Genomic DNA, 23,485 nt, shown 5'->3' with positions numbered 1-23,485 from the left:
CAGGAGTCCCATGCTTAGAACGTTTGTCCGCAAGGCTTTGGGTGCGTGACGAAACGTTAACAGCGACTTCTGTCTGCCTTTTTGATAGCACAAAAAAGAAAAGCAGGAGGCGGAATGAATGGCAAAAGAAGTTATATTGACCGGGCCCAATGTCATCAAATTGGTCGCTCATTATATGAGTGAAGAGCATGTTGCCTTTGTCCAAAAAGCATTAGATTACGCGACAGAAGCCCATAAAGAACAATTCCGTAAATCCGGCGAGCCTTACATTATTCATCCAATCCAAGTTGCGGGGATCTTGGCAGAATTGCAGATGGACCCTCATACCGTTGCAACTGGTTTTTTGCATGATGTCGTCGAAGATACCGATGTGACGTTAGCCGATCTGAAAGAAGAATTCGGTGCCGATGTAGCGATGCTAGTGGATGGCGTGACCAAGCTGGGTAAGATCAAGTACAAATCTCATGAAGAACAATTAGCAGAAAATCATCGAAAAATGTTGATCGCCATGGCGCAAGATTTACGGGTCATCATGGTCAAACTGGCTGACCGTTTACATAATATGCGTACGTTGAAACATCTGCGGGAAGACAAACAACGCCGCATCGCCCAAGAAACGATGGAAATCTATGCCCCATTGGCTCATCGTTTAGGGATCAGCCGCATCAAATGGGAATTAGAAGATATTTCTTTGCGTTATTTGAATCCACAGCAATATTACCGAATCGTGCATTTGATGCAGACAAAGCGAGAAGAACGGGAATCTTACGTTTCTGAAACCGTAGAAGAGATTCGGATCGCCACCGAGGAACTAGATATCTATGCTGAGATCTATGGCCGACCAAAGCATATTTACTCAATCTATCGCAAGATGAAAGACCAAAAGAAACAGTTCAATGAAATCTATGATTTGTTGGCGATCCGAGTGATCGTTGACTCCATCAAAGATTGTTATGCGGTTTTGGGAACGATCCATACAAAATGGAAACCAATGCCTGGGCGGTTCAAGGATTATATCGCGATGCCAAAAGCCAACATGTACCAATCGCTGCATACGACGGTCATTGGTCCCAAAGGCAATCCTGTCGAGATCCAAATTCGGACCCATGAAATGCATGAGATCGCTGAATTTGGGGTTGCTGCGCACTGGGCCTATAAAGAAGGCAAGACGGAAAAAGTCAAAGCCGACAAGATGACCCAACAAGTTGGCTGGTTCCGCGAAATCTTGGAACTACAAGACGAAAGCTATGATGCTTCTGAATTTATGGAAGGTGTCAAAGGCGATATTTTCAGCGACAAAGTCTATGTCTTTACGCCAAAAGGTGATGTGACGGAGTTGCCTCAAGGCTCCAGTCCACTGGATTTTGCCTATAGCATCCATACCGACATCGGTAACAAAACCACCGGTGCCAAGGTCAATGGCAAGATGGTCCAATTGGACTACAAGCTAAAAAATGGGGACATTATCGAGATCTTGACCTCACCAAATTCCTTTGGGCCAAGCCGCGACTGGGTCAAACTAGTGGCTACCAGCAAAGCGAAGAACAAAATCAAACGATTCTTCAAAGCCCAAGATCGTGATGAAAACATCATCAAAGGGCATGAGGCAGTGGTTCGTACCTTACAAGATATGGGCTTTGTGCCAAAAGAATTCTTGACGAAAAGCAAAATGGCGGAAGCTTGCGAACGATTCAATTATCAAACAGAAGATGATCTGTTTGCCTCTGTCGGTTATGGGGAAGTCAGTCCCACGACCTTAGCCAACCGTTTGACCGAAGAAGAACGGCGCGAGAAACAAATCGAGAAGCAAAAGCAGCAAGTCCAAGAGATGATCAATCAACCGGCGAAAAAAGAACCAGAAAAAATGAAGGTTCGTCACGAAGGCGGCATTGTCATTGAAGGGGTCGATAACTTGTTGATCCGCATCTCCCGCTGCTGCAATCCGGTTCCTGGGGATTCGATCGTCGGCTACATTACCAAAGGCCGGGGGATCTCGATCCACCGCAGCGATTGTCCCAATGTTCAAAACAAAGACGCCGCGAACCGTTTGATCGACGTTGAGTGGGAAGATGCCACCGACATCAACAAGGAATACGATGCCGATCTTGAGATCTATGGCTATGATCGTTCTGGTTTACTCAACGATGTCTTACAGACAGTCAATAGCGTCACCAAGCGTTTGGTAAGTGTCGAAGCCAAAACCAACAAAGACAAAATGGCAACGATCCGCATCACGGTGGCGATTCAGAATTTGACTCATTTGAAATCGATCGTTGATAAGATCAAACAGATTCCAGATGTTTACAGCGTCAGACGTACGAAGGGATGAGAAAGAATGCGGGCAGTGATCCAGCGAGTCAGTCAAGCAAGCGTGTCGATTGAGGACAATGTCGTCGGTAAGATCCAACAGGGATTCATGGTTTTGTTGGGGATCACCCATGAGGATACAGGTGACGATGTGGCTTATCTCGTAAGAAAAATCAAGAATTTACGGGTTTTTGAAGACGAAGAGGGCAAAATGAATCGGTCACTGGAAAGCATAAACGGTTCCGTCTTGAGTATTTCACAGTTTACCCTCTATGGGGAGACCAAGAAAGGCAATCGCCCCAGCTTCATTCAAGCGGCACCGCCAAGTATTGCGATCCCGCTTTACGAAGCCTTTAATGAAGGCTTAAAAGCCGAAGGGATCACTGTTGCTACCGGAAAATTTGGCGCAGATATGCAAGTCGCCTTGGTCAATGATGGCCCGGTGACGATCGTGATCGATACGAAAGAAAAATAAGAGATACAAAACGAAGGATTTTCTCGCTGGAAAAAGTGGGAGAAGTCCTTCGTTTTTTTATCCTCTCGAAAGCGCCAAGCATTTTTGATGGGATCCAAGTGAAATATAAGTTGCAATCGGGAAATCTTACAAAACTGTTAGTAAAAATCCCATTCTTTTATTTGTTATTTAACATCTTTTTCTTGTTCTTTTATAAGGGTTTTTAAATGAAAATATCGTTTGTGCTCGTTTTTTAATATTTCAAATTCGAAAAACGACCCTTTATTGCGATTGTTCTTAAGGGAGAAGTATGGAATAATTGTTAAAAAATAATGTCACTGGAGGAAATAACAATGAACTTTTGGCAGCGTGCATTAAAAAGTATCACCAGAAGAAAAGGGAAATCATTTATTTTATTTTTAGTTCTGTTTATTTTAGGAAATGTGATCGCTGGTGCTGTAGCAATTCAACAATCCACTGCCAACGTGGAGCGTGAGACGAAACGCAAAATGGGGAACGTAGCTACGGTGGAAATGGATTGGGAAGGTTTTGAAAAAGACAACGCAGATGTTTCGGATGAAGAGCGGTCTCGAGAGGATTTTTATCCGAAACCACCAGCATTGGATGTTTATGAGCAAATCGGTCAGTTAAGCTATGTGAAATACTTTGATTACCAAAATCAAGCCTGGTTAGAAACAACAAAATTGAAAGCCTATACGCCAGAGGATGGCTCGGTCGGCATGGGTGGCAACTATTTCACCTTGAAGGGTGGAAATTTGGTTGAGCCATTAGACATGCAAGAAGGCTTGATTCGCTTGGAGGAAGGCGAGGGATTGACAGAAAAAGATGTCAGTGAGTTGACGAACGCGGTATTGATCAGTAAAGAGATCGCAGAATTGAATAACCTGAGTGTCGGTGATCAATTGGTGTGGGATACACGGGCAGAAGTCATGATGGAAGAAGGCTCAAGCGAAGCAGTGAGTGACGATAGTGAGGATGCGACGGACGAAACAGCTGAAAGTGGCAATCGTGTCGCAACCTTTGATTATCCCGTGACCATTGCAGGGATCTTTTCTGTCGTTAAAAAGGATCAAAGCAATCAAGGCAATTCATCAGAGCAGAGCAATTCTCAAAATAGTGATCAGATATGGCAAGTGATGGATCAAATCAACACCTTTTATGCTAGCAATAATTTAGTGCAAGATTTTAACAAATTGCAGTCTGAAAAGCTTTGGGGTCAAGAAGTGATCGAAGAAGAGTCAGACGCCTATTATCAGCCGATCTTTGTCCTAAATTCAACGGATGACGTCGAAGCCTTTAAACAAGAAGCCGGTGCCTTATTGCCCCAATACTATCGTGTCATTGCCAATACGGATCAATACGAGCAGATCGCCGGTGGCTTTACTCGTTTAGGGGTGATCGCAAATTACATCGTGATCATTGCATCGATCGCAACCATCTTTATCATTTCCTTAGTGGTCCTACTTTTCTTACGAGATCGGAAACAAGAATTAGGCATCTATCTCTCCTTGGGGGAAAGCCGTGGGAAAGTCATTGGACAGATCGTAATTGAAGTCTTGCTGGTTAGTTTAGCCGCACTGCTATTGTCCTTAGTGACCGGGAACTTATTAGGTGGGGCCGTTTCAAATACCTTGATGCAAAACGATTGGATGAGCAATCAAAATGATATGGGCGGTGTTTATTCTGGCGGTTTGATGGCAGCTAATATTGATTACATGGATATCAAGAATGCCTATCAAGTGTCCTTCTCAGCAGGCTACATCATCACGTATCTGCTGTTAGGTCTAGGAACTGTCTTACTCTCAGCGATTTTACCGCTATTGTATATTTTACGCTTGAATCCAAAGAAAATCATGATGTAGGAGGAACCAACGATGACTTTATTAGAAACCAAAGCAGTCGATTACTATTACCAAGACGGCGATCAGCGTCGCTATATACTGAAAGAGACTTCTGTTTCTTTTGAAAAAGGCCGATTTTATGCCATCTTAGGTCAATCTGGTTCGGGAAAAACGACGTTTTTGTCCTTGATCAGTGCACTGGATAGTCCGAAAAGTGGACAAGTACTTTATGAAGGCACCGATATCGAAAAAATCGGGCATGAGAATTACCGCCGCGACGACATCAGTATTATTTTCCAAAGCTATAATCTGATTCCTTATTTGAGTGCAGTCGAGAATGTCTTAGTGCCGATGGCAATCACGAAAAATCAGTTGCCGGACAATCAACGAGAAGTGGCGTACAATTTGCTGGATTATATTGGCATCACCAAGGAAAAAGCAGATCGGCTCGTCAATCAATTATCTGGTGGTGAACAACAACGGGTAGCGATCGCGCGGGCATTAGCCACCAATGTCGATATCATTTTAGCGGATGAACCAACCGGAAATTTGGATGAAGAAATGGAGCAAGAGATCATCGATATCTTTAAAGAGCTGGCTCACGTCCACAACAAATGTGTGATCGTCGTGACCCACGCCAATGAGATCGCTCAACAAGCAGATGAAGTCTTGTATTTACGTAAAGGTGTGTTGAGTAAGCATGAGTGATTTTTTATCAAATTTCAGCCCGGACAACTATGATGGCAAAAAGAAGCCTGCTGGCAATAGCGAGAAAAAAACTAGCGAACCTGTCGGAGATCAAAATGCAAGCGGCGCTGAGCAAGCGAGCAAACCAGCGGAGCCAACGACGGTTCACCAATCAGAAGAGCCGACAGCTAGTGAGCCGATGAGTCGCTCGGCAGCCCGTCAACAAACACAGACGACTGAAGCAAAAGCAGCGAGTTCTTCGACGGAGAAGATAGCGTCAAAGGAACCAGTCAGCCGTTTTGGGAAAGAAGAAACGGAATTTGATCCGACCTACAAAAAGCGTCGGCAGAAAAAAATCTTGTTGATTGCCCTGCTGAGCGCCTTGGCAGTTGCCGTGATCGGAATCGTCTACTATCAAATGACCCATGTCAAGGTGCCGGATTTCACTGCCCAAGATTTGTCAGAAGCGCGGACGTGGGGTGTGGAAGAAGGCGTCGCTATCAAAGTGGAGCAAGAATATGATTTTGACAAAGACGTCAACCAAGTGATCGACCAAAGTGTTGACCCTGACAAAAAGATCAAGAAGGGTGCCACATTGACACTGACGGCGAGTCTCGGGCCTGATCCTGAAGAACGCTTAGAGCTGCCAGATTTTTCAGCGATGCAAGTGACCGAAGCAAAAGAATGGATCGCCAGCAATAAAGCCGAGAACCTCTCTTTGATCGAACAATTTGACGACAATGTAGCAGCAGAAGCTTTTATTAAACAAGAGGCGGCCAACAAAGAGCTTGATTTAGCCGAATACAAACGCAAAGACCGTTTGAGTGTCTATTATTCAAAGGGCAAAGAAGTCTTTGAAAAAAATATTGAAGTACCTGATTTTACAGGCAAAGCCAAAAGTGAAGCTTCCGAATGGGCGAAAAAGAATGACTTGAAATACAAAGAAGAAACCGTCTTTTCTGACAGTGTCGCCCTAGACCTGGTGGTTTCACAAGAACCAGTCAAAGGCAGCAAACTTGCGAAAAAAGAAGAATTTGTGGTGAAGGTCTCAAAAGGCCAGGCTTTGACCGTTCCAGATTTTTCACAATACACGATCGAAGAAGCCCAAGGTCTAGAATCGAAGATCCCGCTGCAAGTCAGCACGGTCTATTCCGATCAAGTAGCGTATGGTAGTTTCTTGAGTCAGTCGGAGGAAGCCGGCAAAGAATACAGCGAAAGCGATACTTTGCCAACTGTCAAAGTCGTCTACTCATTAGGCAGACCGTATTTGAAAGACATCCGTTTCCAAGCAACGGAAGGCGACTTGCCAAAACTATTCTTTGATGAATACAAATCAAAAGGCGCCAATGTCTATTACGAAATCTACTATGTCGATTCGGCGGAACCGAAAGGAACCGTCGTTGAAATGAGCCGCTACGGCGAGTTTATTCCCCTAGAAACGTGGATCACCATCGGGATCAGTCGTGGCAATCTGCAAGGCAGTACCCAAACACCGCCGGCAGATGATGGCGGTGACGATACCGATGAACCGGTCAGTACCGCTGGTTCATCTGCTGCCGAATAATCTCGCAACCAACACTTTTTCACACAGTATCAAAAGGTAAGCACCCTTCCTTGGAAGGGTGTTTTTACTTACTAATTGTAAAAAAAACACGAGCGAGCCGCTTGAAATCGCTGGATCGATAAAGTAAACTTGATGGTAACGATAAAAAATGGCTCCGCAGTGCCATCTATAGAAGGGACGAAACAAATGATAAAAAAATTACTCGCGAATGTTGGCAGCTATAAGAAGGACAGCTTGCTGACCCCTGTGTATGTAGCAGGAGAGGTTGCCTTAGATGTCATTATGCCCCTGATTATGGCCATGATGATCGACCAAGGGATCGAAAAAGGAGACGCCGGTGTGATTCTAAGAGATGGCGGCTTGCTTTTTTTATGTTCCTTGATCGCATTACTTTTAGGAACGCTTGGCGGACGAACCGCAGCGATCGCTTCGGCTGGTTTTGCCCGCAACCTGCGGCACAATCTGTTTCGCCGAATCCAAGATTTTTCCTTTTCAAACATTGACCGCTTTTCTTCCTCCAGTTTGATCACCCGCTTGACCACTGACGTGACCAACGTCCAAAATGCGTATCAAATGATTATTCGTATTCTGGTCCGCAGCCCGTTAGTTCTGATTTTCTCACTTGCAATGGTTAGCACCATCAGCCCAGAACTTATGACGATCTACTTAGTTGTTTTGCCGATCTTAGCGATTGGCCTTGCCTTAGTGATTCGTTTTGCCCACCCACTGTTTCTAAAAGTATTCCGCATTTATGACCGCTTGAATAATGTGGTGCAAGAGAATTTACAAGGGGTTCGTGTCGTGAAATCGTATGTCCGGGAAGAACAGCAAGAAGAACTGTTTGGCGAAGTGTCCACCGATGTTTATCGGAATTTCACGCTGGCGCAACGGATCGTTTCCTTTAATATGCCATTGATGCAATTTGCAGTCTATACATGTATGCTGCTCTTGTCATGGTTTGGTGCCCAGTTGATCGTGGAACAAAGTAGCCTGACGACGGGTGAATTAGTCAGCATGTTCAACTACACGATGCAGATTTTGATGAGCTTGATGATGATGTCGATGGCTTTCGTGCAGATTTTGATCGCACGAACGTCGGCAGAACGGGTCGTGGAAGTATTAGATGAAGAAAGTGACTTGAAAAATCCCGCCGATCCGGTCAAAGAGATCAAAGACGGCTCCATCGTTTTTGAAAATGTTGGCTTTAGTTACGCCAATGACAAAAATAAGTTGGCGCTGACGGATGCGAATCTACACATCGAATCTGGTGAAGTCATTGGGATCATTGGTGGAACCGGGAGCGGGAAATCCACCCTCGTCCAGCTGATCCCGCGCTTATATGATGTGATTGAAGGGCGTGTCATCGTCGGCGGTCATGATGTTCGCGACTATGATTTAGAAGCATTGCGGGACCAAGTAAGTATGGTCTTGCAAAACAATGTACTCTTTAGCGGCACTATCAACGACAATTTGCGTTGGGGCAATGAAGAGGCATCGGATGAAGAGATCCAGCGCGTGGCAACGATCGCACAAGCCGATCCTTTTATTCAAGAGTTTCCTGACAAGTATGAAACACAGATTTCGCAAGGAGGAAACAATGTTTCCGGTGGGCAAAAACAACGGTTGACGATTGCTCGCGCCTTGCTGAAGAAACCGAAAATCTTGATCCTCGATGATTCTACCAGTGCCGTCGACACCAAAACCGATCGCAGTATCCGCGAAGGCTTGAAACGAGAAATTCCGGGAACGACGACGATCATTATTTCTCAACGGATCAACTCGATCGAAGACGCCGACCGGATCATCGTAATGGATGATGGCAAAATCAACGGCATCGGTACCCACGAAGAATTGTTGGCAAACAATGCCATCTATCAAGAAGTGTACCATTCGCAGCAGAAAGGATTTGGTGAAGGTGAAGAATAGACAAGCAGCAAATCCCAAGCGCACATTGAAACGTTTATTGCGAACGATGTTTGGCGACTACAAAGGACAACTCCTGTTCGTCGTGGTCATGATCTTGTTAAGTGCCTTTGCCAACGTACGCGGTTCGTTGTTTTTACAAGTCGTGATCGACGATCATATCACACCCCTCTTAGGGCAAGCCAATCCTGATTTTGGCGGCTTGTTTCGGGCGATCGTTCAAATGGCGATCATCTACCTGATTGGAATCTTGGCCGCACTGACCTATAACTTTATGATGGTCAAAATCAGTGAAGGGACACAGAAAAAAATCCGGGACCAAATGTTCACGCATATGCAGTCTCTGCCCGTCGGCTACTTTGATGCCCGCTCAGATGGCGACATCATGAGCCATTTTACTAATGATACGGATACGTTGCGTCAAATGATCTCTCAAAGTATTCCGAACTTGATGATGGCGGCAGTAACCTTTTGTTCCGTCTTTATCGCCATGTTCTCCATCAGTGTCCCATTGACTCTGTTCGTGATGCTGTCGGTTATTTTGATGCTAAATGTGATCCGTATCATTTCTCGCCGCAGCGGCCGCTTCTTTGGCGCCCAGCAACGAGATTTAGGCGCTGTCAACGGGTATATCGAAGAAATGATGCACGGGCAAAAGGTCGTCAAGATCTTCAATCATGAAAAGATCGTCATGGAAGAATTTGATGCCTTAAATGACCAACTACAAGAAAGTGCCACTAAAGCCAATGTCAACGCCAATACCTTGATGCCGATCATGATGAACTTACTGAATGTCCAATATGTCTTGATCGCCATCATTGGTGGCCTGTTTGCCATCAATGGTGTTTCTGGACTAACGGTCGGGATGATCGCTTCTTTCTTGCAACTGAGCCGTTCATTGAATGGTCCTATCAGCCAAGTGTCACAACAAATCAACTTTGTGATCATGGCGTTAGCCGGTGCTGAGCGAATTTTCAACCTATTAGATGAAACGCCAGAAATCGATCATGGCTACGTCACACTGGTCAATGCCAAATGGTCCCAAGGTCAGCTAGTTGAAACCAAAGAACGAACCGGCACGTGGGCGTGGAAACATCCCCACGAGGATGGAACCATTACCTATACGGAAGTGACGGGAGACGTGCGGTTTGAAGACGTTGATTTTGGTTATGTCGACAATCAACTGGTCTTACATGATATCAATCTTTATGCAGAACCCGGACAAAAAGTTGCCTTTGTCGGTGCCACAGGTGCTGGCAAGACAACGATCACCAATCTGATCAATCGATTCTACAATATCCAAGATGGGAAGATTCGCTATGATGGTATCAACATTGAAAAAATCCATCTGGAATCCCTGCGCCGCTCCTTAGGGATCGTTTTGCAAGACACCCATTTGTTTACCGGAACGATTCGCGAAAATATTCGCTTTGGGAAACTAGATGCTAGTGATGAAGAAGTGCTGGCAGCTGCGAAATTAGCCAATGCCGACATGTTTATCAACCATTTGCCAGAAAAATACGATACCGTGATCACGGGGGATGGCGAAGGACTTTCCCAAGGGCAACGGCAGCTGTTGGCCATTGCTCGCGCAGCGATCGCTGATCCACCAGTGATGATCTTAGACGAAGCCACCTCAAGTATCGACACCCGTACAGAGCGGATCGTCCAATCAGGGATGGACCGTTTGATGTCTGGACGGACCGTGTTTGTGATCGCCCACCGATTGTCAACGATCCAAAACTCCGATGTCATCATGGTAATGGATCATGGCCGCATCATTGAGCGGGGGACCCATGAAACGCTATTGGCTGAAAAAGGCACCTATTATCAGCTATATACTGGAAAAATCGAATTGGATTGATCCTGCCAGTGCTATGGCTCAAAGTTGGAGCAGCTGGAGAGCAACCTATTTTCCCACTATTTGCAACGACCGATTGGCAATAAGCCAATCGGTTTTTTTGCGCAGCTCGAAAAAATGGTATACTGTCAGTGAGACAGCCGTAGAACGGCGGCAGCACGTAAGCAGTTGTGCTGCGAAAAATGGATTCCATGAGGTGAAAACATGAAACTAGCATTGGCAAAGATCGTTTTAGATGATGAGTGGTATGAAGTGGTCCAATCGGAAAAAGGGCTAGTATATTTTGGTCGGCAGCAGGATCATCATGAATTACTCAAGTTCTTTCCGCTGGCTGAAATCAGTGATACAGCTGACCTTGATTCAGTAATTGAAGCGCAGCTACAAGCTTATTTCGCAGGTGAACCAGTGACATTTACTTTTGCGTTTGATTTTGTCGGGACGCCGTTTCAACAAACCGTTTGGCAAGCACTGACCCAAATTCCTTATGGACAAACGACTACGTACAGTGACTTGGCGCTGCGCATCCACCGTCCGACCGCTGTTCGAGCTGTCGCCAATGCAGTGGGGCGTAACCCGATGATGATCGTGGTTCCTTGTCATCGTGTGTTAGGAAAAAACGGCCGCTTGACGGGGTATCGGGGCGGGTTAGCAACCAAACGCCGATTACTGCAACTGGAAGGGATTCCTTTTAAAGAATAGATGAAGCAAACTATTTATAGTAAAAAATACTAAAAAGCAATTTCATTTCCTTATTTCTCTGGTATAATAAAATTGATTCCGGTTACAAGAAGGGGTGGAGGAAATGAACATCGTTGAATTACAAAATGGTTCTGATATTCGGGGAATTGCGATCGCCACTGAAAAAGAACAGGTGACACTGACGGAGCAAGCGGTCCGGCAAGTTGCTTCAGGCTTGCGCAACTGGTTGGCAACAAAGGGCAGCGGACCTTTTCGCGTGGCAGTCGGTCGTGACAGTCGCTTGAGTGGTGAAGCACTGCAAGAAGTGTTGATGGCACAGCTGCAGCAAGAAGGCGTGGCAGTGATCGATTGCGGCTTGGCAACGACACCAGCCATGTTTATGAGTACACAATTTGAAGATTTTGACTGTGATGCCGGTGTGATGCTGACAGCGAGTCATTTGCCTTATTACTTTAATGGAATAAAAATTTTCAGCCGCCAAGGCGGTGCGGAAAAATCCGATATCCACTATATTTTGACCCACACTACCGTTCATGAGGCAGCGGAAAAAGGAAGCTATCAGCAAAAAGACCTGCTGACGCCTTATGCCCAAGATCTGCTGCAAAAGATTCGCCAAGGAATGGGCACCAATACCGAAAAACCATTGGCTGGATTAAAGATCATTGTTGATGCAGGCAATGGTGCCGGCGGCTTTTTTGCAGAAAAAGTGTTAATTCCGCTGGGAGCAGATACGAATGGCTCGCAATTTTTAGAACCAGATGGGCATTTTCCTAACCATATTCCCAATCCAGACAATAAAGAGGCGATGGCGAGTATCCGTGAAGCCGTCTTACGAGAACAAGCCGATCTAGGCATTATTTTCGATACCGATGTCGACCGTTCAGCCGTCGTGACCAAAAGCGGTGAGCCATTGAACCGCAACAATATGATCGCTGTATTAAGCAAGATCATCTTAGCGGAACACCCTGGCACACGTATCGTCACCAATTCGCCAACCTCCAATCATTTAAAAACCTTTATCGAAGCACTGGGGGGACAGCAAGTACGCTATATTTCTGGCTATCGTAATGTGATCAACAAAGCGATCGAACTGAATGAAGCAGGACTGGACACACAGTTAGCCATCGAAACCAGCGGGCATGCCGCGTTTAAAGAAAATTTCTTTTTAGATGACGGGGCGTACGTGATCGCCAAGCTCTTGATGATGCTGCCACAATTGCAACAGCAAGGCACGACACTGGATGAGCTGATCGCAGCATTGCAACAACCCGCTGAGACCCAAGAATTGCGCTTTACCATCCGGCAAAGTAATTATCAAGACTATGGTCGCCAAGTGATCGCTGATTTAGCCAATCATTTGATTCCAGGCTGGCAGATCGATCCAGAAAACGAGGAAGGCATTCGTATCAATCTAACGGGTCCCTATGGTCAAGGCTGGTTCTTGCTACGAATGAGCCTGCACGAACCATTGCTCGTGCTGCAGATTGAAAATGACGAAGCGGGTCATCTACCGGCAGTCGTTCAAGCGATCGGTCGCTTCCTATCGCAGTATGAAGCCATCGATCAAAGCAAGCTGACACAGTTTTTAGCACAGCAACCAAAAATTTGAAGAAAAGCAGGGAACTAAAATGGTGATTTTGATGCTGCTGATCATGGCAGTGACATATGGTGTGAATTTTTTTTTGTTTCGTTATTTGAACAAACGACCAAAAATCGATGTCGTTGAACGGTTATCGATGTTATTAGGTGTCAACATGAGTGTGCTTTTTTTCGATGGGATCTTATTGTTTATCGGGAAATTGCTGATTGAGACTGTTGAGATCATCGAGTAACCCAGTCGACCGTTTTTGCGTTTGCCTCTTCACTGATTCCTCAGGACAGTGAAGAGGTTTTTTTAGGGTTTGCTAAAAACGACGATTAATGTTCGCATTCGTTTTTGATATTTGATAAAGTATAGAAGAGAAAATTACGCAAAGTGAGGGAATTCACGGATATGGCAAAAATAATGGTAGTAGAAGATGAAGCGGTGATTCGTCAACTGATTATCGAAGAACTAGAAAAATGGCAGTTTGAGACCTTTGGCACCACGGATTTCCATCAAGTGTTGACTGATTTTGAAGAACAAGAGCCCCAGCTGATTTTGCTGGATATTAATTTGCCGGTTTTTGATGGCTATTATTGGTGCCAAAAAATCCGCGAGGCCTCCAAAGTGCCGATCATTTTTATTTCTAGCCGCAACACCAATATGGATATGATCATGGCCATGAATATGGGGGCGGATGATTTTGTGACAAAACCTTTTGAGATCGACGTTCTGATTGCAAAAATCAATGCCTTATTGCGCCGTTCCTACAACTATGTAGAAAGCAGCAGCGAGACGTTAGTGCATAACGGTTTGACCCTCAATATCGACAACAGCAGCATGTATATCAATGGCGAAAGCATCGATCTTAGCAAAAACGAATACCGCCTGCTGTATATTTTGATGAAAAATCACGGCAAGATTTTAAGTCGGGAAAAACTCTTGCGGGCCTTATGGGATGACGAGCGTTTTGTAGATGACAATACCTTGACGGTCAATATCAATCGTTTGCGACGAAAAATCGAACAAGCGGGGATGAATGGCTACATTGAAACCAAGGTTGGTCAAGGGTATATCGTACCATGACAAAGTGGCGGGTTTTGCGCAGTTTTTTGAAAGATCGTTGGCTGCTGTTTATTGGCTGGCTGGTCTTTTTCGTGTTGACGGTCTTAGTTTTTTGGCTGACTCCTCATTCCCCAATGGATTGGGGCACAGTCGGGTATCTCTTTTTGATGCAAAGTGTCTTGATGGTGTTCTTTTTAGCAATCAGCTACTTATCTAAGCGGCGCTTTTGGCAAAAAATCACCCCCAAGCCCGGAGACAGCTTGCTGCAAAACTACTTGCAAGGAGCACGCTCGGCAGAAGAAGAGCGGATCGAATCCTACATCAATCAGTTGATCCGAGAGCACCAAGAATTGATGCAGCAAGTGGTCAGCAATCAAGAAGAGCAAAAGGAATACATCGATTCGTGGGTCCATGAGATCAAAGTACCTTTAGCCGCCTCGCGGTTACTGCTGCATTCGATCGAATTTGATATTCCTGATGAAAAATTTATCTTACTAGAAAATGAATTGAACCGTATGAATGAATACGTCGAACAAGTCTTGTACGTCGCCCGTTTGGATAGCTTTTCAAAAGATTATCTGGTCCAAGAAATTTCATTGAAAGCCGTCGTTCAGCCGGTTTTGCGCAGTCAGGCCAACTATTTTATCCAAAAGAACTTGCATTATGCTGTTGAAGGCGAGGACCAGCAAGTGTTGACCGATGAAAAATGGCTCGGCTTTATCTTTCGCCAACTGGTCAGCAATGCTGTGAAGTACACACCACAAAATGGACAGCTGACGATTCGGATCGAAAAAGATGCCCAAGGGACCTATCTCCACTTGCAAGATAGTGGGATCGGCATTCCTAAAGAAGACATGCGGCGCATCTTTGATAAAGGCTTTACGGGCGAAAATGGGCGCCAAACGGACACCCACTCGACGGGATTGGGGCTCTTTTTAGCGAAAAGTTTAGCGAAGGAACTAGGCATCGAGCTAACGGCTTCGTCGACGGTTGGAAAAGGAACCACCATGACGCTGTTCTTCCCGTTACTAAGTTATTATGAGGAAAAACGCTAATCTGCTTTTTTTCGAGTATCTTTTTGTGTTTTTTGACAAAAATCACTTGTCCCTAGAACGTTTTCACTGATACACTAAAGCCTGTGTTTAAAATTGAATGGTAAGGATGAATGAAATGGAGATACTCGTTGCATTAGTACCAATGTTTGCGTGGGGCAGCATTGGTTTAGTAAGTGCCAAACTTGGCGGGGATGCGAACCAGCAAACGCTAGGAATGACGATTGGTGCCTTTTTCTTTTCTCTGGTCGTATTTTTTGTGACGATGCCAGTGATTGATGGAAAGGTGATTTTGATCGGTCTTTTGTCTGGTCTCTTTTGGTCCGTCGGTCAAAACGGTCAATTCCATGGTATGAAATATTTAGGTGTGTCTGTTGGACTGCCGCTTTCAACCGGCATGCAGCTAATTTTAAATACGGTCGCCGGTGCATTGTTTTTTGCGGAATGGACCCAGACCCGCGATTATGCATTAGGTGTTAGCGCATTGATCTTGTTGGTGATCGGGGCGTATCTGACCGCTCGCCAAGATGGCGAAAGTCCGGTAGAAGCCGGCAGCAAGATGCTTGATTTTCCTAAAGGATTTCGGGCCTTGATCTCATCAACGATTGGTTACGGCGCCTATACGATTTTGATTACTTGGGCAGGATTGGATCCGCTAGCGATCATTTTGCCGCAAAGTATCGGGATGCTGATCGGTGCCAGCCTATTTGCTTTAAGGAAGACGAAGGTCGATCGTTTTGTAGGGAAAAATACGTTGTCAGGGTTGTTATGGGGCATCGGCAATGTCTGCATGCTGATCACGGTTCAGCAAGTCGGACTCGCGGTGGGCTTCTCATTGTCGCAGATGGGGATCATCATTTCAACGCTAGGCGGGATTTTTATTCTCGGCGAAAAGAAAACCAAGAAAGAACTGCGTTATGTGGTGAATGGTTGTCTGCTGGTGATTATCGGCGGTGTTTTGCTAGGGTATATGAAAGCAACATAAACGTATATGTTTGAGGAGGAATTATGGATTTATTTCGAAAAAAAGTCATACAACGGGAAAGTGTGACGAATTTAAAAAAAGAGTTGAAGTTAAAAGATTTGATTATGTTGGGGATCGGCGCCATTATCGGCACAGGTATCTTTGTTGTTACAGGGACTGCTTCTGCTGAATATGCCGGACCGGCATTGATTCTTTCCTTTGTTGTAGCTGGTATCGTTGTTGTGTTATCAGGGCTTTCTTTTGCGGAATTTGCTTCTCGGATCCCTGTTTTAGGGGGCGCCTACTCGTATTTATATGTCGTTTTTGGTGAATTTACCGCGTGGCTGGCAGGCTGGTTTTTGATTTGCGAGTTCTTATTGGCCGTTTCTTCGGTGGCATCTGGCTGGTCAGGCTATGTGCAAGGCTTTTTGGCCAGTGCGGATATCCATTTACCAACCGCTTTGACTGGCGGTTATGACCCAAGCAAGGGGACCTACATTGATTTGATCGCTGGTTTAGTCATTATTTTTGTAACCTTATGGGTTAGCCAAGAAGCGAAAAAAGCGTTACGTTTGAATAATGCCATGGTGTGGGTCAAATTCGGCGTGATCGTCTTGTTTATTGTTTTTGGTGCCTTTTTCGTAGAACCAGACAACTGGCAGCCTTTTATGCCCTTTGGTTTTTCAGGCGTCTTTAATGGTGCAGCGTTAGTCTTCTTTGCTTTTCTTGGCTTCGATGCTGTCGCAATGGCGGCGGAAGAAGTCGAAGATGCCAAGAAAAATGTCCCTCGGGGGATCATTGGTTCGATTGCGATCGCAACGGTACTGTACATCGTTGTTACCCTGATCATGACAGGGATCGTGCCGTTTGCTGAATTAGGAGTCAATGATCCGGTGGCTTTTGCTATGCGTTATGTCGGTCATGGGGTTGTCGGATCAATCATTTCCGTAGGGGCGATCTTGACCTTATTAACAGTGACGATCGCTATGATGTACTCCTTGGCGCGTCTGTTATATGCCATCAGTAAAGATGGGTTATTGCCAAAAGCCATGCAAGCCATCGATCCAAAACATCAAACACCAAAGAAAGCGACCTATATCGCCGGTGTTTTTGCTTTCTTCTTTGCAGCAGCTTTCCCATTGAATATCTTAGCAGAATTGACCAACATTGCGGCATTGTCGTATATGATCTTGATGTCCTTAGGGATCATCAAGCTGCGGAAGATGATGGGCCCCCCTGCTAAAGGTGAGTTCAAAGTACCCCTGGTACCGTTATTGCCTTTGTTGTCCGTTGCCAGCTGTCTCTTCTTGATGACACGCCTGAAAACGGCGACTTGGATCGTTTTTGGGATCTCTTTAGTGATCGGGATCGCGATCTATTTTGTATATGGCTATCGTAACAGCGAATTAAATGAGAACATTGACGAATAGGATTATGAAAAGGCAAAGACCCGGATGCGGTCTTTGTCTTTTTTTGTGTAAATATAGCCGAGCTTCCTATAAGCAGCGTTTTAGGAGGCTTTTTTTGTTACTCAAATAGTGGTCATTTCTGGTGCTGATCATTGCAACGACAGTCTTTTTTTATCAAACGTCCTCTATGGATCTGCTTTTTTTGGGAAATTTTCCAAATGACAGATTCACTAAAGGTTCATCCAGTATGCTTTTGTTAGAGAAAAAAAGAGAGGATGTTGGCAATTGAATTATATGAAACGGGCATGGCTGAGTGTGACGAGAAAGCGAGGAAAATCTGCAATATTGTTTGCTGTTATTCTAATTTTAGGAAATGTGATCGCTGGCGCAATTGCGGTCAATCAGTCGACTCAAAATGTCGAAAAGCAGATCAAAAACCAATTAGGTTCCCTCGCAACGATCGATATCGACTATGAAGCCTTGATGGCAAATAGTGAGGGCGGCGCAAGTATGGAGGAGATTCAGCCGCTGCCGGAGGAGCTGATCAAACAAATTGGCGAGCGCTCGGAAGTCAAACAGTATGACTATTTGCGAGAAGCAATGATTGCTGTTGATAAATTCAAACCCTATAGTTTTAGACCAGAAGTTGAAAACGAGAATATCATGGCTTCTGGAGGTATGGATTCTTGGGTCTATTTAACAGGAACCAATCTCTTACAACCGTTGGATTTTGAAGAAGATACGGTGAATTTAACACAGGGACGCTTCTTTACAGAAGAGGAACAGCGTACCGGAAAACGTGTAGGGTTGATTTCTGAAGAGGTGGCTCAGGAAAACGGCTTGACCGTTGGTGACACCATGGTCTTAGATGGACAGTTTATCGACTATTCGTCTGGTGAGGAGCCAGAGAAACAAAAAGGCAATGATTATCCTATCGAAATCGTCGGGATCTTTAAAAATATCAGCTTAGAAAAAGCGAATGAACAAGGACAAGAGGGGGGAGTCAGCTCGTTTGCTTTTGATGATCGGCCCTTCAATCGGATCTATATGCCAAATGATGCTGTGAAAACGATTGTTGAAGAGGAACGTGTGGGGCGACAAGCGGCGTTTCCAGCGACAGACCCCGGTTCTGACGAGGATTTCTTTACCCCGCAATTTATTTTGAATCAACCAGAAGATGCAGAACAATTCAAACAAGAGGTGACACCACTCTTGCCAAATGGCTATAAGGTCAATGCTTCTACGGATGAGTATGACCGTGTGGGAACCAGTATGAATCGCTTATCACAAATTTCCTCGTATGTCGTAGTGATTGCGGTGATTGCTTCCTTGATTATTATCTCCTTGATCATTGTGTTGTTTACCCGTGATCGTAAATATGAGTTAGGCATCTACCTTTCGTTAGGTGAACGCCGGAAATACGTGTTTGCACAAATCGTTATCGAACTCCTGCTGATTGGTATCAGTGCGATGTTGATTTCCTTAGTCACCGGCAACATGCTGGGCAAGATGGTTTCTGAATCTTTGTTAGCCAGCAGTATGCTAGAGGCAAACCAAGCAGGGATGGAACAATTCTTTGTGGGTGCACCGAAAATCGACCAAGCGACGATCAACGAGGCGTTTCGCGTTCAATATACCTTATCTTATGTGATCGCCTTTTTAGCGACTGGGATCGTGACGATCTTGCTTTCGGCAGTGGTGCCGCTGTTGTATATTTTACGGTTGAATCCGAAAAAAATCATGCTGTAAGGAGCGATGAACATGGCAATTTTAGAAACAAAAGACATGACGTATTACTACCAAGATGGCGAGAATCGCCGGAAAATTTTAGATAAAACCAATATCTCCTTTGAAAAAGGCAAATTTTACACGATCTTAGGAAAATCAGGCTCAGGAAAGACCACTTTTCTTTCCTTGATCAGTGCATTGGATCAGCCAACCGATGGGGAAGTGTTTTTTGAAGAAAAAAATATCAAAACGATCGGTTATGAAGAATATCGCCGCAACAAGATCAGTTTGATTTTTCAAAGTTACAACTTGATCCCTTATTTGACGGCTTTAGAAAACGTCCTTGTTTCAATGGCGATTTCAGACAACAAACTACCAGATCAGCACGATCAAATTGCGTATCGTTTGCTGGACTATATCGGCATCAATTCCACGAAAGCCGATCGTTTCGTCAATCAGCTTTCCGGTGGGGAACAGCAGCGGGTCGCCATCGCTCGTGCTTTAGCGACCAACGTTGATATCATTTTAGCCGATGAACCTACCGGGAATTTGGATGAAGGCATGGAACAAGAAATCGTGGATATTTTTAAAGAACTAGCGGCGATCCACAACAAGTGCATCATCGTAGTGACCCATTCGACTGAGATTGCCAAGCAGTCAGATCAGACATTTTATTTAAAAAAAGGTGCGTTGACAGCCTATGAGTGATTTTTTATCGAAGTTTGAAGAAGAACCGAAAGAGCCAGACAAGGAATCAGCTACAGCTAAAGCACCTTCTTCCCGTGCTTCCCGCAAAGAAAAAGGTTCAGCTTCTTTAGAAGAGGGGATCGAACACGATCCCTCCTTCAAAAAGAAGCGGCGGAAAAAACGACTGCTAGGGTTAGCTGCCTTGCTTGGACTCTTTATACTCAGCGGCTTTTTATTTTTCCAATTGGCGTATGTCCGGTTGGATAACTTTGTGGACAAAGAGATCTCAGAGGTCAGGGAATGGGCGGCGGAACATGATCTTGCGGTTGCTGTCACACCAGCCTATAATGAAGCCCCAGCCAATCAAGTGATTGCCCAAGAAGAAGCTGCCAGAAGCCGAGTCAGAAAAAGAAGCACGTTGCATCTAACGGTTAGCCAAGGACCAGATCCAGAAGAGAAATTGGCGTTGCCAGACTTTATGGAAATGACCAGAGACGAGGCAGCAGAGTGGATCGAAAAAAATCAAGCCAGCAATTTGACGATCGTCGATGAATACCACGATGAGATCGAGGAAAAAGCACCGATTCGAGTAGAATTTACCAATAAAGAAGTCTCACGAGAAAACTATCATCGTCGAGATGTCGGACGAGTCTTTTATTCAAAAGGCGAAGAAATCTTTGAAAAAGATATTGAGGTACCTGACTTTAAGGATAAAACACGTTCAGAGGTAGAAACATGGGGGAAAGTCCATGAGCTGGACCTAGAAGTCAAAGAACAGGCTTCAGACACTGTGGAAGAAGGCAAAGTCATTGAACAAAGCGTGGCACCAAAAGAAAAAATCGCGAAACGGGATGCGTTTCAAGTAACGATTTCCCTAGGAAAAGGAGTCACCGTACCGGACTTTTCAACGATTTTACCAGATGATGCCCAAGACGCTGTTGAGGGCGTCAATGTACGGGTGCGGATGCAGTTTACTCAGAGTCTGGCTTACGGACAGCTGATTTCCCAAAGCGAGTCCGCCGGGACAGTCCTGACTAGCAAAGATGACCAAGGGATTGACGTCGTCTACTCCGCAGGTCAACCGTATATCAGAGATTATCGTCGAGGAGAATACCTTGAAGGAGATCTGCAAAAGCTTTTCTTTGATGAATTCCGTTCAAAAGGGGCGAACATCAGCTATCAAGTCCGTTACGTCAACTCAGCAGAACCCTACGGAACGATCGTGGGGATGAGCAAGTTCAATCAGTTTCTGCCGTTAGAAGATACGATCACCTTTGATATCAGTTTAGGCAATCAGACAGCCCCAACGGCATCTGATCCTGAATAGCCGCTTTCTTTTTTTAGTCAACCTGCAAAAGGAGGAAACCCATGCGTCATCAAGAGAATTTTCAAGAACTTAGGAAAAAGCTGTTTGTCTTTTTACTAAGCGGTATGGTAGCATTGTTGCTACACATGTGGATTCATCAATCAAGTGTACACATGCGGATCGTTTCAACAGAACGTTTTATTGGAGAACAATTAGAATGATCCTACAGGAATGATTGTGCTTACCGAAAAGTGATTGAAAAAAGAAATGATGAGTGTAAAAGGGGGACTGACCGATGCGGATCTTATTCGTAGAAGATGAGCCATCGATCGCAGAAGCGGTTGCCAGCTTATTGAAGAAACACCATTATTCCGTTGATTTGGCCTTTGACGGCGAAACCGGATTAGATTATGCTACGAGTGGTGTATATGACATTCTTGTTTTGGATATCATGCTGCCTAAAATCGATGGAATCACATTGCTAAAGACGTTACGCAAGCAAAACATCCGGACGCCGATCATTATGTTGACGGCCAAAAGCGAAGTCGATGACAAGGTGCTTGGCTTAGATGCAGGAGCCGATGATTATTTGACGAAGCCTTTTCAAATGAAAGAGCTGCTGGCTCGGATCCGTTCGCTAGGCAGAAGAAAAGACTTGGATTACCAAGAAGACCAGTTAGCATTTGGCAATGTGGTCTTGGCGCGTAATGAGCTGCAGTTAGCTACGAAGACCAATCAAGTGGTGCTGTCACCAAAAGAAATGAAACTGATGGAGCTATTTTTAGCCAGACCTAAAGTGATTTTATCAAAAGAAACCATCATCAATAAGATTTGGGGCTTTGATCCCGATGTGGAAGAAAACCGTGTTGAGATCTATGTATCTTTGCTGCGAAAAAAACTGACGCTGCTAGAAGCGGATATCGGCATTCGTACGATCCGCAATGCCGGGTACATTTTGCAGAGCAAGGAGCCGCCATGTTAAAAAAATTGCGAAATAAAATGCTATGGTTCAATATGGCATTGACCTCGATTATTGTCTTAGGTGCCTTTACCTTTATCTATATTTTGAATGCCACGCAAATCGAAAATGAGATTCAATCACTAATCTCGCAAGAAGCAAATAGTTTAGGTGCGGCACCTCTAGAGGAGGACGAAATAAGGCAATCACTAATCGATCCAGAATATCCAATGATTTTGACCGTCATCAATAGTACCAGCGATCTCAGAGAAATTGGCTTAGTTGTCAGCGATCAAGTCGACGTTGAGATCCAAAGTGATGATGAGGTTGTCGATGAGAGCGAACTGTATGCCGCTTTGGTCGATACAGCAACGAAGCAAGGAGCAGTACCAAACGAGGTGAAGTTGAATGATCGTTATTGGCGCTATTCCCTCTTTTTGGTGGCTTCTTTCAGCCATTATTCCATCAATAATGAGTCAATGGGAATGTACTCCACCAGTATCAATAGCTATGAGCCATATTACCAAGTAATGTTTTTTGATGTCACCGATTATAAGACCAGTCTGAGAAATCTAAGAAACACGCTTTTGCTCATCGGCGTTTTAGCTTTAGCCAGTATCTATATCGCTAGTTTTTACGTCGCCAATCGAGCCTTGCGACCAGTTGAACTGGCTTGGCGCAAACAAAAAGAGTTTGTTTCTAACGCTTCCCATGAGTTGAAAACACCACTGGCAATCATTCAAGTTAATGCCGAAGTATTAGCTGGCAGTCCAGAAGAAACCTTGGAAAGCCAAATGAAATGGCTGGAAAACATTCAGTTAGGTTCCGAACGGATGGATGAGCTAGTGAATAGCTTACTGCTATTGACCAAATTCGAAAGTGCCGAGCAAGAAGTCGTGCGTTCGGTGATTGATGCCAGTCAAGTCGTGCAAAGTGTTTATCAAAGCATGGAGGCCATTGCGCTGGAAAAAGGGATCCACTATCAGGAACAGATCGCTAAACAGGTGAGCCTTGAAAGCAATGAGCAAGCCTTGCGGCAATTGACCATGATATTGGTAGATAATGCCTTGAAATACACGCCCGCTGGAGAAACCGTCACAGTGGCACTCGTTGAACGCCAACGAAAAACGGTGCTGCAAGTCTCCAACAGTGGTTGTCCGATCCCAGAAGAAACAATTCCCTATGTCTTTGACCGCTTCTACCGCGGGGATCCTTCTCGCAACCATCAAGACGGTGGCTATGGGTTAGGTTTAGCCATCGCCAAAGCCATCACAGAAATGTTGCAGGCGCAAATCAGTTTGACGGTGGATCAAGACGGCGTCAATCACTTTGAAGTTTCATTTCATTGAAAAATTAGCTTTACCGGTAGGAAATAAA

Annotated in this window: 20 protein-coding genes; all 20 read left to right on the top strand. The window is 44.9% G+C overall.

Translation table 11 applies throughout. The annotated features are described in order from the left end of the window. The first annotated feature begins 118 nt into the window (after positions 1–118). The 20 genes from ENLAB_RS06900 to ENLAB_RS06805 all read left to right on the top strand — a co-directional run bounded on the left by ENLAB_RS06900 (position 119) and on the right by ENLAB_RS06805 (position 23,457). Entirely contained in the window at positions 119–2,329 is a 2,211-nt protein-coding gene (locus ENLAB_RS06900) for a RelA/SpoT family protein (protein WP_077452332.1), read from the top strand. A gap of 6 nt (positions 2,330–2,335) precedes the next feature. Continuing rightward, the gene (gene dtd, locus ENLAB_RS06895) at positions 2,336–2,782 is read left to right on the top strand and encodes a D-aminoacyl-tRNA deacylase (protein ID WP_244353202.1); all 447 of its coding nucleotides are present in this window, start codon (positions 2,336–2,338) and stop codon (positions 2,780–2,782) included. 311 nt (positions 2,783–3,093) lie between these two features. After that, a complete protein-coding gene (locus ENLAB_RS06890) occupies positions 3,094–4,644 on the top strand; it encodes an FtsX-like permease family protein (RefSeq protein WP_244353200.1) in 1,551 nt (516 codons plus the stop codon). Between the two features lie 12 nt (positions 4,645–4,656). Next, complete coding sequence (locus ENLAB_RS06885; RefSeq protein ID WP_010749041.1) at positions 4,657–5,331, top strand: ABC transporter ATP-binding protein; 675 nt, start codon at positions 4,657–4,659, stop codon at positions 5,329–5,331. Next, a complete protein-coding gene (locus ENLAB_RS06880) occupies positions 5,324–6,874 on the top strand; it encodes a PASTA domain-containing protein (protein WP_244353198.1) in 1,551 nt (516 codons plus the stop codon). Before ENLAB_RS06885 ends, ENLAB_RS06880 begins: the two co-directional genes overlap by 8 nt. A 186-nt stretch (positions 6,875–7,060) precedes the next feature. Then, positions 7,061–8,800: an ABC transporter ATP-binding protein gene (locus tag ENLAB_RS06875; protein ID WP_081117814.1), complete on the top strand. Its 1,740-nt coding sequence runs from the start codon at positions 7,061–7,063 to the stop codon at positions 8,798–8,800. Continuing rightward, on the top strand, positions 8,739–10,661 hold the full coding sequence (locus ENLAB_RS06870) for an ABC transporter ATP-binding protein (RefSeq protein ID WP_229045650.1): 1,923 nt from the start codon (positions 8,739–8,741) through the stop codon (positions 10,659–10,661). The genes ENLAB_RS06875 and ENLAB_RS06870 overlap by 62 nt, the downstream gene beginning before the upstream one ends. A 201-nt stretch (positions 10,662–10,862) precedes the next feature. Then, positions 10,863–11,357: a methylated-DNA--[protein]-cysteine S-methyltransferase gene (locus ENLAB_RS06865; protein WP_244353196.1), complete on the top strand. Its 495-nt coding sequence runs from the start codon at positions 10,863–10,865 to the stop codon at positions 11,355–11,357. A gap of 103 nt (positions 11,358–11,460) precedes the next feature. Then, positions 11,461–12,966 carry a phosphohexomutase domain-containing protein gene (locus ENLAB_RS06860; protein WP_244353194.1) on the top strand — a complete coding sequence of 502 codons (1,506 nt, stop codon included), beginning with the start codon at positions 11,461–11,463 and terminating at the stop codon, positions 12,964–12,966. A gap of 19 nt (positions 12,967–12,985) precedes the next feature. Further along, complete coding sequence (locus tag ENLAB_RS06855; RefSeq protein WP_005227790.1) at positions 12,986–13,189, top strand: hypothetical protein; 204 nt, start codon at positions 12,986–12,988, stop codon at positions 13,187–13,189. 161 nt (positions 13,190–13,350) lie between these two features. Beyond that, positions 13,351–14,025 carry a two-component system response regulator SapR gene (gene sapR, locus ENLAB_RS06850; protein ID WP_005227794.1) on the top strand — a complete coding sequence of 225 codons (675 nt, stop codon included), beginning with the start codon at positions 13,351–13,353 and terminating at the stop codon, positions 14,023–14,025. Beyond that, on the top strand, positions 14,022–15,059 hold the full coding sequence (gene sapS / locus ENLAB_RS06845) for a two-component system sensor histidine kinase SapS (protein WP_077452325.1): 1,038 nt from the start codon (positions 14,022–14,024) through the stop codon (positions 15,057–15,059). Before sapR ends, sapS begins: the two co-directional genes overlap by 4 nt. A gap of 115 nt (positions 15,060–15,174) precedes the next feature. Next, entirely contained in the window at positions 15,175–16,041 is an 867-nt protein-coding gene (locus tag ENLAB_RS06840; RefSeq protein ID WP_244353193.1) for a GRP family sugar transporter, read from the top strand. A 23-nt stretch (positions 16,042–16,064) separates the two neighbouring features. Next, positions 16,065–17,450, top strand: coding sequence for an APC family permease (locus ENLAB_RS06835; protein ID WP_086291612.1), 1,386 nt, complete (start codon positions 16,065–16,067; stop codon positions 17,448–17,450). A gap of 273 nt (positions 17,451–17,723) precedes the next feature. Beyond that, entirely contained in the window at positions 17,724–19,178 is a 1,455-nt protein-coding gene (locus ENLAB_RS06830; protein WP_244353415.1) for an ABC transporter permease, read from the top strand. Between the two features lie 12 nt (positions 19,179–19,190). After that, positions 19,191–19,865 (top strand): ABC transporter ATP-binding protein, encoded by a 675-nt coding sequence (locus tag ENLAB_RS06825; RefSeq protein ID WP_008379303.1) that lies wholly within the window; start codon positions 19,191–19,193, stop codon positions 19,863–19,865. Beyond that, positions 19,858–21,171, top strand: a complete 1,314-nt coding sequence (locus ENLAB_RS06820) for a PASTA domain-containing protein (RefSeq protein ID WP_244353192.1) — start codon at positions 19,858–19,860, stop codon at positions 21,169–21,171. Before ENLAB_RS06825 ends, ENLAB_RS06820 begins: the two co-directional genes overlap by 8 nt. A gap of 41 nt (positions 21,172–21,212) precedes the next feature. Continuing rightward, entirely contained in the window at positions 21,213–21,371 is a 159-nt protein-coding gene (locus tag ENLAB_RS06815; RefSeq protein WP_170920075.1) for a hypothetical protein, read from the top strand. 74 nt (positions 21,372–21,445) lie between these two features. Beyond that, a complete protein-coding gene (locus ENLAB_RS06810) occupies positions 21,446–22,132 on the top strand; it encodes a response regulator transcription factor (RefSeq protein WP_077452321.1) in 687 nt (228 codons plus the stop codon). Further along, complete coding sequence (locus tag ENLAB_RS06805) at positions 22,126–23,457, top strand: sensor histidine kinase (RefSeq protein WP_244353191.1); 1,332 nt, start codon at positions 22,126–22,128, stop codon at positions 23,455–23,457. Before ENLAB_RS06810 ends, ENLAB_RS06805 begins: the two co-directional genes overlap by 7 nt. The last annotated feature ends 28 nt before the right edge of the window (positions 23,458–23,485 follow it).

This window comes from Enterococcus innesii (genome assembly GCF_022846515.1).
GTDB classification, from domain to species: Bacteria; Bacillota; Bacilli; order Lactobacillales; family Enterococcaceae; genus Enterococcus_D; species Enterococcus_D innesii.
The sequence above is the reverse complement of the archived record's forward strand: the minus strand, read 5'-3'. Positions and strand labels throughout refer to the sequence as shown.